Annotated in this window: 9 protein-coding genes, 1 tRNA gene and 2 pseudogenes; 2 read left to right on the top strand and 10 right to left on the bottom strand. The window is 68.7% G+C overall.

What is annotated here, in order from left to right:
* Positions 1-8: 8 nt before the first annotated feature.
* On the bottom strand, positions 9-1,781 hold the full coding sequence (locus RGU41_RS03915; RefSeq protein ID WP_134447410.1) for a hypothetical protein: 1,773 nt from the start codon (positions 1,779-1,781) through the stop codon (positions 9-11).
* A complete protein-coding gene (locus tag RGU41_RS03910) occupies positions 1,781-4,354 on the bottom strand; it encodes a hypothetical protein (protein WP_322135599.1) in 2,574 nt (857 codons plus the stop codon). Before RGU41_RS03910 ends, RGU41_RS03915 begins: the two co-directional genes overlap by 1 nt.
* On the opposite strand from RGU41_RS03910, the gene RGU41_RS03905 reads away from it, so the two are divergent.
* Positions 4,338-4,946, top strand: a complete 609-nt coding sequence (locus tag RGU41_RS03905; RefSeq protein WP_322135598.1) for a hypothetical protein — start codon at positions 4,338-4,340, stop codon at positions 4,944-4,946. The two genes, RGU41_RS03910 and RGU41_RS03905, sit on opposite strands and share 17 nt — an antisense overlap.
* Before the next feature lie 5 nt (positions 4,947-4,951).
* Here RGU41_RS03905 and RGU41_RS03900 read toward each other — a convergent pair whose 3' ends face one another.
* The 4 genes and pseudogenes from RGU41_RS03900 to RGU41_RS03885 all read right to left on the bottom strand — a co-directional run bounded on the left by RGU41_RS03900 (position 4,952) and on the right by RGU41_RS03885 (position 12,164).
* Positions 4,952-6,310 carry a hypothetical protein gene (locus RGU41_RS03900; protein WP_322135597.1) on the bottom strand — a complete coding sequence of 453 codons (1,359 nt, stop codon included), beginning with the start codon at positions 6,308-6,310 and terminating at the stop codon, positions 4,952-4,954.
* Positions 6,311-6,313: 3 nt separating this feature from the next.
* Positions 6,314-9,673 (bottom strand): hypothetical protein, encoded by a 3,360-nt coding sequence (locus RGU41_RS03895; protein WP_322135596.1) that lies wholly within the window; start codon positions 9,671-9,673, stop codon positions 6,314-6,316.
* A complete protein-coding gene (locus tag RGU41_RS03890; protein WP_322135595.1) occupies positions 9,670-9,894 on the bottom strand; it encodes a hypothetical protein in 225 nt (74 codons plus the stop codon). Before RGU41_RS03890 ends, RGU41_RS03895 begins: the two co-directional genes overlap by 4 nt.
* A 4-nt stretch (positions 9,895-9,898) precedes the next feature.
* Positions 9,899-12,164 (bottom strand): annotated as a pseudogene (locus tag RGU41_RS03885) (DUF6603 domain-containing protein).
* A 1,133-nt stretch (positions 12,165-13,297) separates the two neighbouring features.
* On the opposite strand from RGU41_RS03885, the gene RGU41_RS03880 reads away from it, so the two are divergent.
* On the top strand, positions 13,298-14,086 hold the full coding sequence (locus RGU41_RS03880; protein WP_134447403.1) for a ParA family protein: 789 nt from the start codon (positions 13,298-13,300) through the stop codon (positions 14,084-14,086).
* Between the two features lie 91 nt (positions 14,087-14,177).
* On the opposite strand, the gene RGU41_RS03875 is transcribed toward RGU41_RS03880, so the two are convergent.
* The 4 genes and pseudogenes from RGU41_RS03875 to RGU41_RS03860 all read right to left on the bottom strand — a co-directional run bounded on the left by RGU41_RS03875 (position 14,178) and on the right by RGU41_RS03860 (position 18,101).
* Entirely contained in the window at positions 14,178-15,176 is a 999-nt protein-coding gene (locus tag RGU41_RS03875; protein ID WP_322135594.1) for a DUF5684 domain-containing protein, read from the bottom strand.
* A gap of 172 nt (positions 15,177-15,348) precedes the next feature.
* Positions 15,349-15,420: transfer RNA gene (locus RGU41_RS03870), tRNA-Gln, on the bottom strand.
* 119 nt (positions 15,421-15,539) lie between these two features.
* A pseudogene (gene gltX / locus RGU41_RS03865) lies at positions 15,540-17,089 on the bottom strand (glutamate--tRNA ligase).
* Positions 17,082-18,101, bottom strand: a complete 1,020-nt coding sequence (locus tag RGU41_RS03860) for a LysR family transcriptional regulator (protein ID WP_322135593.1) — start codon at positions 18,099-18,101, stop codon at positions 17,082-17,084. Before RGU41_RS03860 ends, gltX begins: the two are co-directional and overlap by 8 nt.
* Positions 18,102-18,147: the final 46 nt, after the last annotated feature.

Raw genomic sequence — 18,147 nt, 5'->3', positions numbered from 1 at the left:
GCCGGAACCTACACTGTCGGCGGATGCGTCATGTCGGTGAACGACAGAGCCGAGTCCCAGGCGAGACGACTGGAGGCCTCTCCCCGACCTGTGCGCACCCGATAAGCCGCCCACCGCGCGTAGCGCCCATCGGCCCGCCGCGCCAGCACCGGCACGGCACGCAGGTGCACGCCCTCCCTCGGCAGTTCTTCCCCCGGGAACGTCAGGGGCGTTGGACGTAGGGTGATTCCCCTCGGCAGGACGGGAACTCCGTCGCGCAGCAGTGCGGCTTTGCGCAGCGATACCTGACCGGGCGTCAACGCCACGGGTGCCAGCGGGATCCAGTGCGCGGGCACGACGGATTGCAACCTGTACGCCCGCTCCCCCTGGGTGAGGCCCTCCGGCCACGGATCGGGGACGGGCGGACGCTCGCTCGCGCGCCGCCGCGGATCCCCGCTTCGCCCCTGTACCGAGTTCTCGATGGCCCAGGCCATGTTGGCCATCTCGTCGCGCAAGAACAGCACGTCTTCGAGGGCCTCGCCCACGAGTGTGCCGACGGCCACGGGAGGCAGCACGATGCCGGGGAGCATCCGTCCGGCCGCCGAGGCAACGCCGAACATGGTGAACGCGGGATCGGCGAGCTCCGGAACCGTCACCACGTCGCCGAAGTCGTCGGTCAGGGTGACGGTTCCGACCCTGTTGACCGCGCCGAGCAGGCCGTCGACAGGCACGGCCAGCCAGTCATCACCCGAGGACAATGCGAATTCGGCAAGGCAGAGCCGTGCGAGGTCATTCGTCTGCGCCTCGATGGCGCCCACGTCGACCGCGCCGTCCTCGAGCTGCCAGTAGCGGTCGGCCGGCATGCCGGGGAACCGCAGCGGAGTGGCGAGCATAGTCGCCTCGCTGCCGACGGGGGTGCCGGCCGGTGCCTCGTCCGGCAGCCCGGCGCTGGCGCCCTCGACCCATTCGAGGTCGCTCCAGCGTACGGATGCCGAGCCGAATTGGGTGCCCCGGGCGAACACGGCGTCAGCCTCGTCACCGAAGCGCAGCGCGAATCGGTACTCCAGGCGTTCGGTCGACCAGGCGCCCCCGGAATCCGGCTCGCCGCCGAGCCAGGCCAGCCACTCGGCGATCGCCGAACGTGCGGCCGCGGCATCCGTCGCCTCGTCGATCCAGCCGGGATCCCCGGCGCGCAGCTCGGTGGCGAGTGTTCCCCCGTCGGGAACGGCGCCGCCGAGTACGACGAAGAGGCGGGCGGCCTGCGGGTCGTCGAGTCCGAGTGGATCGTTCGGGTCGTCGTCGAGGGCGAGTGGATGGCGACCCGTGAGCGTGCGTGCGAGCGCTTCTTCGCCGACGTCCGCAAGGAGGTCCACGAGCTGGGCTCCTGCCTCGGCGCGCTGTCGCAGGCCGTCGCCGAACGCGAGCTCCGGCACGTCCTGGATGAGCTCCTCGAGAAGCGCCCCCTCGCGCCACGGCCGCCAGTCGGCGTCTGCCAGATCGATCGCGGCGCCCGGCAGGGGGGCCCAGGCCGTGATCGGCAGCGCGCTCGACGCCACGTGCACCGACACGACGGATCCGGCATCCTCGCCGCTGAGTTCGCCGAACTGCCACTGCCGACCGAGCATCCACGCGGCATCGCCGATGCGCGCCTCGGCACCCGGGGCAGGGTCGCCGGTGACCGAGTCCGGCTCGAGCCGCACCATGGCCGGCGGGTCGGCAACCTGCAGCAGCTTCAGGATCCCCGCCAGGTTCTGGTCGGTCACCGCGCTGACCATCATGTCGATGGGAATCTTGACGGCCATCACTTCACCTCCGACAGGAACGGGATGCCGACCCCGGACCATTTCACCTTGGCCAGCTCCGTGAACTGGAGCCCTGTGCGGATCTGCAGCCAGGGGCTCGCCACGTAGATGGCGGGCAGGATGGCCGCGTCCCCCGGCGTGTGCTCATAGGTCACCAGCCGGGCCTTGGCCAGTTTCACGGCTTCCAGAACCGTCGCCACGACGGAATCGGTCGTCCACCTGGTGCCGTCTGGCGACACCGCGGAGAGCAGCACCTGCGGCGCCCTGGCCGATGCCTGGTTGGCGTGTACGGCGAGCCCGGTGGTGGCCCTGGCCGCGCGCAGCGGGTTGTCCGGCGCAGCTGGATCGAATGCTTTGGGGTCTGGTTGAAACGGCAGTGTCTCGGCCCAGCCGTCGATCGCGAGTCCGGCAAATGGGCCGGCGAAGTCGTCATGGCCGCCGACGAGTTCGACGACGAGGTGGCTCGCGGATGCCGCCGGCCAGGGGACGTCGTCGGGGAGAGACCCGGCCAGCCAGCGCTCCGTGCCCGCAGCCGGATCTCCGGTGGCGTCGTCGTGCTCGGTGAGCTGCACGATGCGGAGCGGGATCGGGATGCCGAGGGCCCCTCCGAGCAGTTGCGCCTCGGCGAGGCGGCCGACGCCGGCCTGGACCGTCGCGTGATCACGCAGGAAGGCGTTGATGTGTGCATGGGCCGGCTGTTTCTTCATGGCCGGCGTGACGATGGCGGTGTGGAATGAGTCGGTACCGGCGGGCTCCGTCAGCAGGGGCAGGAGCAGGAAACCGTCGCCGAGGATCCCCTCGGCCACGGCGCGGCAGGCGTCGACGATCTCGCCGGTGGTCGCTGGGACGTCGCGCGCCGGGTCGCGCAGGGCCACGAGCGTCGCCCGTGCCTGACCCAGGCGTGCGAACGCCGCCTGCCACGCGCCGACGGCCCAGGCGACGTTCGCGGGAATCGCAGTATCCGGAATCAGGGGGACGCCGAAGGCCGCGAGCCCGCGCACGGCGTCGATCACGTCGGCCACGGCATCCTCTTCGACCGCGAGGCCGTCGGAGTCGATGGCGGCGATGACCGCCTGGCCGGAGGCGAGCACAGCAGCGAGGGCGTCGAGCACAACGCCCACACGCGCGAGCAGCTCGTCGGTGTCGATCCGGCGTTCCGGGGCAACGCCGGTGCGCACGAGGGAGTCGGGGCCGAGCGGCGTTCCACCGGCAGCGAGCGAGCGAAGGCTGCCGGCGAGAGTGGCGGCGCGCAGCAGCCCGTCGGCCAGCGGCGAGTCGCCCAGAGCGGGTATGGCCGCACGCAGCTCCCGGTCGAGTGATGCCGCGTCGTCCGCGAAGACCAGGTCCAGGGCGGCCCAGCCTGCCTCGGCGAGGGTGTGACTGTTGGGGGCTTCGGTCACCGTGATGCCGGCAGGATCACCGAGGCGACGCGCCGCCCACGCTTCCAGCCTCGGTTCGGCGAGCGCGCGCGGGCGGGTGCTCGACCAGCCGGTCGCGCCGGCCGGGATGGCCGCGAACACGCCGTGGGTGAGGATGCGACCGGTCTGGCGCACGCCCAGGATACCGAGGTCTGGATCGACGGCGGCGCCGCTGGCCATGGCATCCATCGCGGCAGAGGCGCGCGACGGGTTGCCCGAAGAGTACTGCAGGACGCTCTCACTCAGAAGGGCATCCGAGACGGCGTCGAGTGTGGCCGCAGCTCCGCGCATGGCTGCGACCAGAAGGTCCCACTCAGCCTTCGACACGGGGTCCCAATTCTCGACGAAGGCGTTGTCTGGCTTCCGGCTGAGGCGGGCGCGCAACGGCGGGTTGACCACGGTGAGCGTATCGAGCGGGAACAGCCGCAGGAGTTCTGCGCCGTCGACGACATCGGCGGCGGCGACGCGCGCTGCCGCGACCTCCTGGGCCTCGTCGTTGCCGAGCTGATCGGTGGCCGCAGGCGCGATCTGCCGCAGGCTCAACTGGAACCGGGCCGCCGAGGTCCCGGCGAGGCCGCGTTCGATCTGGTACCCGAGCAGGGCGCCGATCGACTGCCCGGCCGCGACCCCTTCGAGCACGCGCCGGAGCTCGACGCCGCGCCGACTCGACAGGTCGATGGCGAACGGTTGTTTCCCCGGCAGTGCGCCGATGTTGGAGCGGTGAGCGCTCGCGAGGACGCCGGCGGCGACGGCGTGCGAGCTGCTGGGCGCGTGGATCCAGCCATCCGGATCGCTTCGGTTCGTTCCAAGACGGATCTGCTCGACGTAGCCGAACGCGCCGATGGTCATTCCGACGGGGGCGGTGGCCGCCAGGGTGGCCCGGCGTGCCGTCGCGATGCCCGTCGCCCACGCGTCGACTCGATGGGACGCCAGATCGAGCGCAGAGGCGACGGCGATGCGACGCTCGTCGAGCGGCGCCGCCGCGAGCGCGATCATGGCGGCGCGAACCTCGCCGCCCACGCCGAAGGCGTAGAGCAGTTCGGTAATGGCGCTGCTGCCGAGCCACCTCGCCTGCGCCGTGTCGCCGAGGTCGAGCGCCACCTGCGCCAGGGAGGTGCGGGCCTCGGCCACTGGTTCGATGGCGGCGATGCTCACACGCTCGGTCGTGCTGGCCGTCGAAGTGCTGCACGGCAGCGACCCGCTCGGCGGCGGCGAAGAAACGCTCAGGGGCCGTATCGTCGACGGCGGCGTCGGCGGATGCCGCCACCGTGATGATCCTCCTGATCTCGGGGTCGAGCTCCACGAAGTCGATCAGCGGGCCGACGAACTCCTGGGGCGCGGCGCGGAACCTCAGTCGCTTGGCGCCGTCCCATGCGATGTCGAGCAGGGCCTGCAGCACGCTGTCGACCTTCGGTGTTGTCCCGGCCAGGATCTCGGCCACGACGTCGGCATCGCGCTCCGAAACGAGGGGCAGACCGATGGTGCGGGAGTCGTCGTGCGGCGCCGGAGTCTGCAGGATCTTGGCGGCATCGACGGAGAACTGCGCCAGCACGGCCGTGCGCAGGTGAGCCTCGGCCTGCAGTTGGGCGGGATCCGCTCCGGTCGCGGCGGCGAAGGACGCGAGCTGAGGGCCGTCGACCGCCGGTCGGGCGCGCACGCCGGTGGACACAGGGCTGGTGCCGAGCATGTCGAGCAGGTCCTGGTCATCGAGTTGGCCTCCGGGACGCACATGGGGAACGACGGGTGATCGGCTCACCCAACGGGCGAGCGTGCGCCGGATAAGAGGTACGAGCTGCGCCGTGGTCTCGCCGGAGCGCGGCTGCCAGGCGTCGAGATCCGTGACCGGCAGCACGCCGTATGGCTGGGCGCCGATGCGCAGCGCGGGGGCCGCCCCGCTCCGCGCACGTAGTCGCGGTGCAGGCGCCGGGCCGACTCGATGCTTCCCGGGGTGACCGCGGGGATGGCGAGGTCGTCAAGGCGCTCGAGCACAGGCTCCCAGGTCGCGAACCAGAGTGCGGTATTGGCGGCGGCCTGAGCCTCGTCCAGGGTCGAGACCGGTCCGGCGGGGATGAGATGCTCGACGGATGCGGCGTCGAGACCGAGAGCTGCCGCGAGCAGGATGGCGTCCCGCGACGGCGTGCGCGATTCCACTGGCGGGGCGCCGGCGCTCGCGGCCGGACGATAGGGCGAGCGTTCGGCATCCGCATTGTTGGTGGCGGTTCCGGCGGCCAACAGGGAGACACCGTCGCTGAACCGGTGACTGGTGAGGAGGTCGACGAAGTCGGCGGCGTTGGCCTCCTCAGAGACCGAGTTGCGCGTTCCGACCACCACGATGCGGTCGATGAGCGTGGTGCCGCCGGGCAGCTGCACCTCCACCCCCAGGCCCGCCTTCTTGGCCGCCTCGAAGTCAACTGTCCACTCCGAGCCGACCGGCACGGTGAGGCCGGCTACCTGGCTCAGCTCGTCGTCGCCGAACGCGATCGGCGAGAGCGGCACGTCGGTCGCCACCGGCGAACCGGTCACCGTGATCGGTGCTGCTCCGTTCGGAAACACCCGCACCACGAACTGGTCGGGAAGGCAGCGGGCCACGGCGCCGTGGGCCACCTCCTCCGGTGATGCAGGGAAGATCGGGGCGCCCTGTCCTCGGGTGGCGAGGTTGGTGGGCGTCGTGACTTCGGCCACCCACCCGGCACGGCGTTCTCCCACGGCCGCGCTGAGTGCGGGCCAGGCGACCGCATCGGCGACGTCGGTCCAGACGGCCGACCAGTACGCCGCTCCGGCGGCGACCTCGGCATCCGTCACCGAGCGCAGCAGGCTGTCGATGTGCGCCTCGTCGGGCGAGATGCGCACCCGAAGCGTCGAAGTGCCCGGAGTCAGCTTGCTCTCGATGCGGACGGGTAGCAGCACCAGCGGAACCTCGGGAGACGCATCACACGGGTCGAGGCGGTCCCGCAACCCGCCGATGATCTCGCGCAGGTCGTCGTCGAGCGCGAGGATCTCGCCGCGCCGAACGTGGTCGGCCGGCCGCCGGATGAGCGTTCGGCGCTTCTCGGCAAGGGTGGCGATGCGCTCGCGAACTCTGGCCAGGACGGCTGGGGTCTCGACGGGCATGGTCTACGCCTCTCTCACGATGAGGTCCGTCGCCTGGAATGCGACCCGCACCGGACGGTGCAGGTGCTTCTCGGCATAGGCGGCGGAATGCGGTGCTGTGTCGGTGAGGTGCTTCTGGTCGGCCGGCAGCTGGGCGTCGGCCGGCCGCTGGAATCGGGTGGCGCTGGGATGCTCGGCGATGGTGATCCACCACTGCTCCCCGTCGAGCTCGTCGACGGAGAGGTCGACGCCCACGAGCGCGATGTCGGGATCGAGCACCTCGGAGAAGAGCACGGGGGCGGTCTGCTGCGGAGAGCCGACCTTCTCAAAAACCGGATCACGCACAGTGCCCTGGTTCTTCACCGCCTGGATGATGAGATCAGGGAAACGCCGCACAAGCTCGCTCTTGACCACGATCACGGCACGGCCGTCGCCACCGCCGAGGGAGATCTGCGCCGCGAGAGGCGTCGCCGGGAACAGGTGGATGGGTGTCGCCAGCTCGTCGGCTGTCGGGTTCCAGAAACGGTGGAAGTAGGTGCCGCGCTGGTCGGTCGGGTAGCCCCGCCAGAGCAGCTCCCGGCCCATTTCGTCGCTCAGGCCGACGAAGAACGCCGCCATGAACTCACTGTTGGTGGAGAGTACAGTGACGAAGTCGTTTGCCGGCAGAAGGCCGAGCCCGGGGACGAGCCACTCACGGTCGTACTCCTCGAGTGCGCGGTACATCGGCCGGTCGAAACGCGGCGCCGCCATGATCGGTGCGATACGCGGCTGGGCGAACCAGCGATCCGCGAGGCCAACGCTGAGGTGAAGTCTCCCGGCGAGGGAGGAGCGCACGGTGTGCCGGGGATCGATCTCCCCGATGATGGCGGCGGATGCGACGGCCAGGGCGTCGCGGTGCGGCACGGCATCGATCGTGAGCAGGGCCCCGGGATCGATGAGCGACGTCATCTCGGCGCGCAGCACGTCGAGCGGAAGCTCGTTGATGCGATCAAGGGCGGGGGTGAGCTTCACCTCGGCCAGGTCTGCGAACTGGGCCAGTCCGGCATCGAGTTCGGCCACGTCCCTCATGTCGCCGAGTTTCTTGAGGTGCTGCGCGTCGATGACCCTGAGGCCGCGTCCGCCGATGAGCACGTGGCCTTCGACCGGGACGCGACGGAATTCGCCGCCGCCGAGGGGAACCCGCACCGCGCCACCGCCCTGCCGGAGGCGGCCCACCGCGCCGCCGATGGGTGATCTCCTGATGATCGGCGCGCGCGGGTTCAACGGTGCGACGATTGGGCCGACCTCGAACGGGTGCAGGTCGACAGGGTGTACGTCAACGGGGTGTACGTCAACGGGGTGTACGTCGACGGGGTGCACGTCGACGGGGTGCACGTCGACAGGGTGCACGTCGACAGGGTGCACGTCGACAGGGTGCACGTCGACAGGGTGCACGTCGACAGGGTGCACGTCGACAGGGTGCACGTCGACAGGGTGCACGTCAACGGGGTGCACGTCAACGGGGTGCACGTCGACAGGGTGCACGTCGACGATGCCGAGGTCGACCAGCACCCGGTCGTTCAGGTTCACGGCCGTACCTTTCAGGCGTTCGCGCAGCGGGCTGGCGATCGTCGCCTTCGAGAGCGAGAGCTCGGCGGCGAGCGGGCCGATGCGCTGGGCACGGATGGACTCGATCGCGGGAACGGATGTCGAGCGCAGCAGCCGCTCGCTCCACCTTGTGGCGAGGTCCGCGCGCAGGTCGAAGCCGGTGTCGACGGCCTTCCAGCGGCTCGGCTCGGTGAGGTAGGTGGCGAAGCCGCCCGTACCCTCGACGCGTGCGTTCGCCTCCTTCAACAGTCCGCCGATGGTGTCGATCGGAGCGCCGATCGCCGCACTGACGAGCTGCAGGTCGAGGTGGGCGACGACATCGGCCGTGAGCCGCCCGATGCCCTCGGGGTTCGCGTATACCCGGGTGAAGTCCCGGAGCCCCGCGTCCGTTCCCACGACGTTGCCCGCGCGTTCGCGGGAGGCGGCATCCGTTCTCCTGATCATCGGTCCGGCCGGGCGGGTGACCCGCCGAAAGGCGCTCGTCGTCGCTGCGACCGGGGTCGAGCTCAGGACCACATCGGCGAACAGCGTGCTGCCCGCAGCGACCGAGATCCGGGTGGCGAGAGGAGCGGCGACCTGCAGCAGGTGCCCGGCCTGCAGCTCACTGATCCTGCCGTGGAGCCTGGTGGCGAGCAGTTCTGCCAGCTGTGCCAGGCGGATGGCGCGATTCGCCGCCTCCACCTCTCCGAGCTGGGCCCACGCCGACTGCATCAGACGCTCCTGGTCCCTCTGTACCACCCGGGTTCCAAGCCCGCCCACGATGCGCTTCACCGGAGCGAGGTTCAGCTCGGCGAACCAGTCGGAGCCCTCGATGACGGCACTCCCGCGATGCAGCTTGGCGTAGATGCGCGGGCCGATGATGGGCAGGTCGGGCACGCCATCCGTCTGCTCCTGCGTGCCCTCGATGGCGGCAGGCAGATCGAGTTCGGCGCGCAGGCCGTCGACCATTTCGGCGGGCCAGACCGCCGTCTCCGCGATCTGCTGCTCAGGAGTTGACGGCGCGCTCGGCGAGAACAGGGCACAACGCAGCACCTGCTTGCGCCCGACCTCGTCGGCACCGAGGGCCCGCAGTGGCTTGCCCGGCTGCGACGTGTCGATGAACTTGCGCCCGACCTCGTAGGGTGCGGCGATCCCCTGCAGCTTGATCGCGAGCGAGCGGAAGTCGCCGTCGGGACCGGTGCGGAACTCCCAGCTGTCGTAGACCGGGAGTCGCACCGGGTCTGGTGAGGAACTGGTCCAGGCCGGGTCGAGGGTGCCGCCCGCGAGGCCGAGACCTCCGCGCACGCCCACGTCGGTCGTCGGCACGAGGGCCGCGATGTAGTCGGTGTCCTGTTTCAGGATGCGCGGTGAGATGACCCGGGACAGGTTGACGGGAGCGTGCGCTGGTGAGAACCGGGCGGAGAGGTCCTGCCCTGTCGTCGTGGCCGGTACCTGGGCATGCGCCCACAGGTCGGCGCGAGTGAGCGTCGGCAATTGCGCGAGCGCCACCTGGAACACGGGGAGCAGTGTCCTGGACGCCGGCTCGCGCATGACCGTCGAACGCTCGAGCACGACGAGAGTAAGCCAGGGACGCATGACCGGAGCCTGCTGTGCGGCGCTGAACGCCCACGGCAGCTCGGGGCGATCGAATTCGATGTGGGCCAGCACCGTCTCCTCGGCTGTGCGAACGCCCGGGGCGGGGAAGCGCCGCACGATCTGCGCCGGGTCGATGCCGCGCACGTCGCCCGGACCGTACAGGGTCACCGAGAGGTCTGCGGATGCCGATCCCCCGGCGCTGTCGGTCAGGGGAACCTTCACCTCGGAGCTGGAACGCACCTTGCCGGGGGCGGAGCGCTCGCCGCTGCGGAGAGGCCGCCGACGACCGTCGACGCGAACTCGAGCGACTCGATCGCAACGGCGCTCTCATCGAAGTCGTCCTCAGGAGCGATCGCCAGGGCGAAGGCGTCGCGCACCACATGAGTGGCCGTGCGGTCGAGCGGCGCGACGACGCTCGCTGCGATGGCATCCAGGTCGGCCATCAGGTCACCCCTTCACGATCATGCGCGTCGCAGTTGCGGCGCTCTCGGTGTTGATTGCCGCTGTCACGAGCGCGGCCTGCGTGGCGCTCAGTTCTCCGAGGCCGGCGAGCAGCGCCGCACCGGTGGCGGCATCCGCGATCCTCGACGAGCCCTTGTCGGAGACCGTGACACCGGCGTTCGGCGGAGCCGGCTGCGTGTACGGATTGCCGACCTCGCGCACAGCCCTGCCCACGTTGGTCTTCGTGGCATAGGAGTTCGCGATGGTGGCGAACGTCCCCGTGAACTCGATCATCGCAGATGGCTCGTCGGGATTGCGCACGTAGGTCTGGTACGCCACGGTCGCCGACGTCGGGGTTCCGACCTTCGGGGTGGTCGCCGCGGCGATGCGGCATCCGCCGGTCATGTCCTCGAAGCCCGAGCGGGCGAGCAGGGACTCGCCCTCGAGCGCGAAGAACTGCCCGGGGGCGAATGCCGTCCTGAGCTCGCTGACGGCGCCGACGAGCCCGGAGTCTGGGGTCGCCGTCGGAGTGCCGATGGTCACCATGTCGGCCTTCACCGATGCCGAGCCGATGCGCGCGATCTTGACGCCCAACGGCACCTGGGTCTGCGACACCTCGACTCCGGCCAGCGGATGCCCGATTCGGCCCTCGACGTCGTCGACCTCGGCCAGGGTGACGAGTTGCGCGGCGTGGTCGGGCAACTGTACTTTCCAGGCGTCGGGCTCGTTCATCGCCGCTGCGGCGATCTGGAGGGCATCGACCGTGGCGATGAGCGGCGGCGGCTTCTCACCCCACTCGACGGGACCGAGATCCTCATCGAAGGTGGGGAGGAACCAGACGTCGACCTTGATGTGCCCAGCCAGGCGGAACGGTTTGGTCCCCTCGAGCGAGCCGCGGAAGACGATGGAGCAGAGCGTGAAGCCGAGCAGCTCAACCTCGACGCCCACCTCGATGGTGATCTTGAAGGCGAAGCGCGGCGCCCAGATGAAGATCATGTCGAGCGTGAGCCAGGCCTTCGCCACGATGACGGAGAAGTCGGCGTTGAGGCGCCCATCGACGCCGAGCATGACCGAGCCCGCCGTGATGGCGAAATACGCCTTGATGACAAAACTGATCGCCTTGGACGGCGAAAGGTCGATGGTGACCCTGTCCATGTCACCGAGCTTCGGCTTGCCGCCCGTCAGCTTCTCGTACTCGGGGTGAAAGCCGCCGACCGAGAACTCGAACGCTCCGTTGCCCGACCACTGGATGTAGAGGCCGAGGTCACCCGAGATCTTGATGCCGGCCACGGTGGAGTCGCGCATGCTCGCGAACAGCAGCAGGTAGTCGGGGGTGATCGCCACGAAGACGTCGGCGCGGATGTCGGTGATCGGCGCCTCCTTTGTCGGCACTCGCACCCGCAGGGAGCCGAGAATGACGATCATCGGATCGGGATAGCGCGAGCACCACGCCGAGCTTCATCTCCACGAACTTCGCCTGCGAACCCCAGCCGAGTTCGACGATCGGGCCGAAGACGAAGCCGCCGTCCTTCGGCGGGAACACGTGCGCCACCTTCTCGAGCAGCTTGGGCGCCTCGGCGACGGGGTTGTCGGGGAACAACATCTTGTCGAGGATGTGCTCCTTCATCCCGGAGCGGAGCTCTTCGAGGTCGAGACCGCGGTTGAGCGCCAGGATGCCACCGATGCCGTTCAGAGTGAATCCCATGCTGAGGTCGATCGCCACGGGGAAACGCACGCCGATGACGAGCACGATGGAGAACGGGTCCGGCGAGAGGATGACTATGGCCGACAGGCCGAACTTGAGGATCTGAAGCTGGACGACCCCGCCGAACTCGACCCGCTTCACGTCCTGCCCGCCGACCTTGTAGGTGCGCTCGACGCGTTGGATGAACCCGCCTCCCGTGACGGGGCCTGCCTTCACTCGCAAGCCGATCGCATCCGGCCAGCGAGGCGAGACGGGGAGGTTGAAGACGGCCTGCTGCTCGGCCTCACCCTCGGGTGTCACCACGAAACCGGAGCCGACGACCTGCAGCCCGATGACATCCCCCAGCTTCGCGGCGATCGACGTGGTGAGTTCGAATCCGGTGACCTCCCGAGCCGGGTTGCGCACGAGCCCGAACGCCACCTCGCGCAGTTCGACCCCCGGGAACGAGAAACGCGTGGGCAGAACCGCCTTCTCATTACCGCGGCCGTCACCGATGTAGAACCCCTGTCCGGTGTCGAGCGAGACCGTCGTGAGGGTCGTGGCCTTCGGGTCTTCGGAGCCCGGCATGACCTTCGCCAGCAGGGGGTCGCTCGTGAGGCCGGGCTGCAGGATCGTGCGGAAGCGCAGACCGAGGATCGCCACATCGCCGATGAACCACTTGCCGTCGCGCTCCAGCAGGCTGGTCTTCTCCTCGGCCGTCGGGTTCGCGATCTCGCGGTCGCTGAACTGCAGGAACGCCTCGAACGTGACCTGGTCGAGCGTCATCGCGCCCAGCTTCACCTGGCCGGAGCGGAGGAATGTGGCAGCCAGGAGGAACTTTCCGTCGGTGCGGTCGAGGGCGAGGTTGTCGCCGAGCTTCTTCACCAGGTCATCGACGCCGAGCACGTTCTTCCCGAAGCTGTTCAGAAGCTTGCCGGAACCGGCGCCGAGATTCTTGAACGGTTGCGCCCACGGGTTCCAGAGATCCATCAGGCCGGAACGGATGGTCTCGTCGACGGTGCCGTCCGCCTTCTTGGCCAGCTCCTTGGCGACGATGTTGAACGCCTCGTCCATCGCGGCGAGGGCCATGCCGATGCGCACAGCGACCCTCGCGGCGGTATCGACGTTGAAGTCGTCCTTGTCGATGTCATCTGCCGACTCCTTCACCATCTTGGCGATGAGCTCGGTCTGCTTCTTGATCTTCTCGGCAATCGGTTCCACCAGGGCGACGGCGGCCTTGATGTCGGCCTTGAGCTTCTCGAAGGTCGGCTTGACGTCGCCGACGGCGCCGAAGGTGACGATCGACTCGAGGAACGGCACCGTGTCCTTGAAGGACGTGCCGCTCATGGCGCCGAGGCGTGAATTGGCGAAAGCTTCGATCCCGTTGAGGAATCCGGTTCCGATGTCGGTCATCGTGTCCCACTTTGTGTTCAGGAGCAGCGCTGGCCTGCAGTCCTGGCTTCGTGCGTCCGTCCGCAGTGCTGCGGACGTTTCGGCTCCGGGCGCGGAACGACGAGTGTGCAGACTCGAAGCGCGAGCGGAGGACGCCCGAACACAGCGGGCATCGCGAGAATTCAGTTGTTCCGGGGGTGGTCAAGTGGCGCGACGTTGCGGGAGCTGAGAACTGATCTGGGCAAGAGCATAGACCCGGGGCAGGGCGGGCGTCTAGAGCACCGTCCCTCCTCACGTCAGCACGAATGGCAACGTCGTACTATCGGAGAATGAAGGTCATCGCGGTCTACAGCACCAAGGGTGGGGTCGGCAAGACAACGACGGCCGTGAACCTCGCATGGGAAGCATCCCGGAACTCGCGTGTTCTGCTCTGGGACCTCGACCCGCAGGGAGCCGCGACCTTCGTTCTCAACGTCAAGCCCAAGGTCAAGGGCGGCGTGAACTCGCTCGTCACGGGCAGGACAGATGCAACGGCATCCGTTCGGGCCACGGCATACGAGCGACTCGACGTGCTGCCCGCCGATGACAGCTACCGTGACCTCGACCTCGTGCTCGACGCCGCGAAGAAATCGACACATCGTCTCGGGCGCATACTCGAGTCGGTCGCCAGAGAATATGACGTCGTCGTGCTCGACTGCCCTCCGGGATCGTCCCTCGTCGCAGAGAACGCCCTCCGCGCAGCCGATGTCGTGGTCGTTCCGCTGATTCCGTCCCCGCTCTCCCTGCGGTCGCTCGACCAGGTGGTCTCGATCGTCACGGAGTCCGCGAAGTCCACACCCATCCTGGCGTTCCTTACGATGGTCGATCGGCGCAAGACCGGGCACCGAGTCGCAGCCGAATCATTGCACGGCGCCCGACCGGAGGTGCTTGCGATCAGCGTGCCCGCGACCGTCGTGGTCGAACGGATGGGTGCCGAACGAGCCCCGGTCGCAGCCTTCGCCCCGAACACGACTGCCGCCCGCGCCTACAAGGACCTCTGGACCGCAGTCGCCGCAGCGGTGCATCTCACGAAGCCGGCCACAAAGCCCACGAAGAAGAGCCACCCCAAGGCCCATTGACACGCGACCCTGCCGGGAGGCTGTATTCGACCGCTATCCCGTGGTCTGGCGCTCTGGCCGCAGGAAACGGGTCTGCAGGGATGCCCAGGGGCTAGAACTGGGCCGGTCGAGAGGCCGAGCCATAGCCTTCGAGGGGAGGCGGGTAGCCGTGCATCGCGAGCAGCTCCGGCGCGTACTGCTCGTCACGGCCGCCAAGGATGATCGCCCAGACGAACGGCAGGAACATGCCGAGCACGAGCATCCCGGAGTCTTTTCGGAACGCGATCCCAATGCGGTACATGCCGATGTAGACGAACACGGAGGAAACCACATTGCCGCCGGGCACAAGCCCCAGCCACACCCAATTGCCGCTCTGACCGCCGAGCCGCAGCAGCGTCCACGTCTGCAGGAAGGGAACCCACGCCTTCCAGGAGGGTATTCCCGTCTTGCGGAACAGTGTCGCGAGCGACGCAGCAAGGAGGAGGTAGCCCGCGAGGAACGACACGAACACGATTCCCGCGGTCGCGGTGAGGACCACGCCCAGTGCCGGTGTGAGAGCGCCCAGATCGAAGCGGCTGAAAGGCCCCTGGCTCGCGAGCGTGGCCAGCGGCGCCGAGAGCGCGCGATCGTTCGCATCGATCGCGAGACAGGCGACAAACCGGTCTCCGACGGCCCACTCCTCCTCCGTCGGATTGAACCAGATGTACGTCAGCCAGCTGGGCACGCCGGAATCGAAAGCTGCACCGCAGCGAGATTCACCGACCGAATTCAGCTGAGCCGTCGACGGGTAGTCGCCGGCAGGGAAGGTGAACGTGTTGTACACCTCGCTGCCGTGCGGGGAACCGCAGTCAAGGATGTCGACCGTGTCGTAGACGACTGTATTCGCGGAGATGTCCGTGCACTGTCCTGGCGTGAGCTGGCTGAACGGTTCCGTGTCGACGACCAGAGAACCGTGTAGATCGGGAGCACCGGGCGCCCCGCTGCTCCCTGCAGATGACTGCGGCCACGCGCATCCCGAAAGGGCCAGAAGCGCGAGCACACCGATCATCCCGCCGAGGACTGCTCGTCGTGCCACAAGTGCGGGCCGCAGCGGGCCGGAGCGTGTCGTCATCGACATGATCCTATGGGCGCGACGAACAATGATCCGGGCACCGATTGTCCGGCGTGTCGCCGAGCCCAGACTGGCGAGAGGTTGTGGCACCCACAGCGGCACTTGTGGCGAAAAAACCTGTGCCTGGAAACAAAAGAACCCCTGGTTTCCGCGGAAACTCAGGGGTTTTAAGCTGGGGTACCTGGACTCGAACCAAGAACAACTGAACCAGAATCAGTCGTGTTGCCAATTACACCATACCCCATTGGCCGTTGGCCTCTCCGAAGATCGGCCGACTCGTAACTCTAACCCACAGAGCGGATGCTGGCCAAACTGAGCGCCACATCGGCGGGTTGCGAGCCCCGAATCATCGGTTCACGCCCGTCAGCTCGCGACCACCGGCGAGCTCGCCGCGTCAGCGGCCACGACCGCAGAGAGCACTCCGAGCCGGGCGAGCGACTCGCCTCGGCCGAGGATCTCCATCGACTCGAACAGCGGCGGCGACACCTTCCGGCCCGAGATCGCGACGCGCAACGGCCCGAAGGCGACCCGCGGCTTGAGCCCGAGCCCCTCGATGAGCGCAGCGGTGAGCGCCTCGTGCACCCGGTCGTGGGTCCACTCGGCCTCGGGAATGCTCTCGAGGGTCGTGCCGGACGCCGCGAGGATCTCGGCGGCATTCTTCGGGAGGCTCGCGAGGGCATCCGCCTCGTGCACGAGCGCGTCGCTCGTGACGAACAGGAACCCGAGCATGCCCGGCGCCTCGCCGAGCAGCGCGATGCGCTCCTGGATCAGCGGCGCCGCGGCCGTGAGCACGGCCTGGCGGGCGTCGCCCAGCGGCAGGTCGACGACTCCGGCGGAGACGAGGTAGGGCACGATACGCGCGGCGAAGTCAGCTGGCTCGAGCAGGCGGATGTGGTCACCGTTGATCGACTCGGCCTTCTTGAGGTCGAAGCGCGCCGGGTTCGGGTTGACGTTCTCCACGTCGAAGGCGGCGACGAGCTCGTCGACGCTGAAGACGTCCTGGTCCTTGGAGAGTGACCAGCCGAGCAGTGAGAGGTAGTTGAGCAGCCCCTCGGGGATGAAGCCGCGCTCGCGGTGCAGGAACAGGTTCGACTCGGGGTCGCGCTTGGAGAGCTTCTTGTTCTTGTCGCCCATCACGTAGGGCAGGTGGCCGAAGCGCGGCACGAAGGTCGTCAGGCCGATCTCGATCAGCGCGTGGTACAGCGCGATCTGGCGGGGCGTCGAGGACAGCAGGTCCTCGCCGCGCAGCACGTGGGTGACGCCCATCAACGCGTCGTCGACCGGGTTGACGAAGGGGTAGAGCGGATGCCCGTTGGGGCGCACCACGACGAAGTCGCTGAACGAGCCGGCCGGGAAGGTGATCTCGCCGCGGACGAGGTCGTCGAAGCTGATGTCGGTGTCCGGAACCTTGAGCCGCAGCGCGGGGCGCGGCCCTCGGCACGGTAGGCGGCGCGCTGCTCCTCGGTGAGGTCGCGCTCGAAGTTGTCGTAGCCCTGCTTGGGGTCGCGGCCGAGGGAGACGTTGCGCGCCTCGATCTCCTCGCCGGTCGCGAAGCTCTCGTAAATGTGGCCAGAGGCCTTGAGCTGCTCGACGACGTCCCGGTAGATGTCGTAGCGCTCGGACTGGCGGTACGGCCCGTGCGGTCCCCCGGCGTCGACGCCCTCGTCCCAGTCGAGCTTCAGCCAGCGCAGCGCGTCCTTGAGCTGCAGGTAGCTTTCCTCGCTGTCGCGGGCGGGGTCGGTGTCCTCGATCCGGAAGATGAAGGTGCCGCCGGTGTGCCGCGCGTAGGCCCAGTTGAACATGGCCGTGCGAACGAGACCCACGTGCGGGGTTCCGGTCGGTGAGGGGCAGAACCGTACGCGAACATCCGTGCCGGTCGCGGTGGAAAATGGGTACACAGTGGTCTCAGACATCGGTATCGAGTCTACTTGGCGCGTCGATCACGCGGTGGGTGCACGCGGGGACAGGTGCGTGCCTGCGTGCGTGCGGGGCACTATCGGGCGGATACGGTGAGCGATGCGAGTGCGCGGAGGGTCTCCCCAGCGCCGGCACGCCAATGGCCCCGTCAGCGGTGACGGCATGGAGCGTGCGATACTCTCCCGGCCGGGTCGGACGGATCAGCACTCCCGACCGAGCGCCGACGGAGTCGATCGCGAGCGTCGGCAGCACGGCGACGCCGATACCGGCGCCGACCATGCCGAAGACCGCGGCGACATTGTCGGTCTCGTAGGAGATGTCCGGAACGAACCCGCGCCGTTCGCAGAGCTCGAGCAGGTGCCCGCGGCAGCGCGGGCAGCCGCCGATCCAGCGCTCGCCCGCGAGATCGCCGAGGTCGATCGACTCCGCATCGCCGAACCGGTGGCCGGCCGGAACCACGAGCAGCACCTCGTCCCGTCCGAGCGTCGTGACCGAGAGCCCCTCCGCACTGTCCCGGTGCGGGTCGACGAGGTCGCCGGGGTAGCTGAACGTGATCGCGAGGTCGACGCGGTTCTCGCGCACGAGGGCGACGGCCTCGGGTGGTTCGGCTTCGACATAGGTGATCGACAGCCCCGGATGCCGCCTCCCCAGGTCGGCGAGCAGGCGCGGCACGATCGTCGCGGACGCAGAGGGAAAGGCCGCAACCCGCACCCGGCCGGCCCGGAGACCCTGGAGTTCGGCGAGGTCACCTGCGGCGGCGTTGAGGGCTCCGGTCACGGTACGGGCGTGCCGGGCGAGCAACCGGCCGGCCTCGGTGAGACGCACACCCCGGCCGACCCGCTCCACCAGGGCGAGTCCCACCCGCAGCTCGAGGCGCTTGAGTTGCTGGCTGACCGCGGGCTGGCTGTAGCCGAGGGCGCGGGCCGCTGCCGTGATCGAACCGTGCTCGGCGAGAGCCTGAACGATGCGCAGCGAATGGGAGTCGAGGGCGGAATCGGCGAGAGGCATCCTCAAGGATAACGCTGGGTTATGGTTTCTATCACTCACTGGCGAT

Source organism: Cryobacterium sp. 10C3, assembly GCF_034314285.1.
Lineage (GTDB): Bacteria > Actinomycetota > Actinomycetes > Actinomycetales > Microbacteriaceae > Cryobacterium > Cryobacterium glucosi.
The sequence above is the reverse complement of the archived record's forward strand: the minus strand, read 5'-3'. Positions and strand labels throughout refer to the sequence as shown.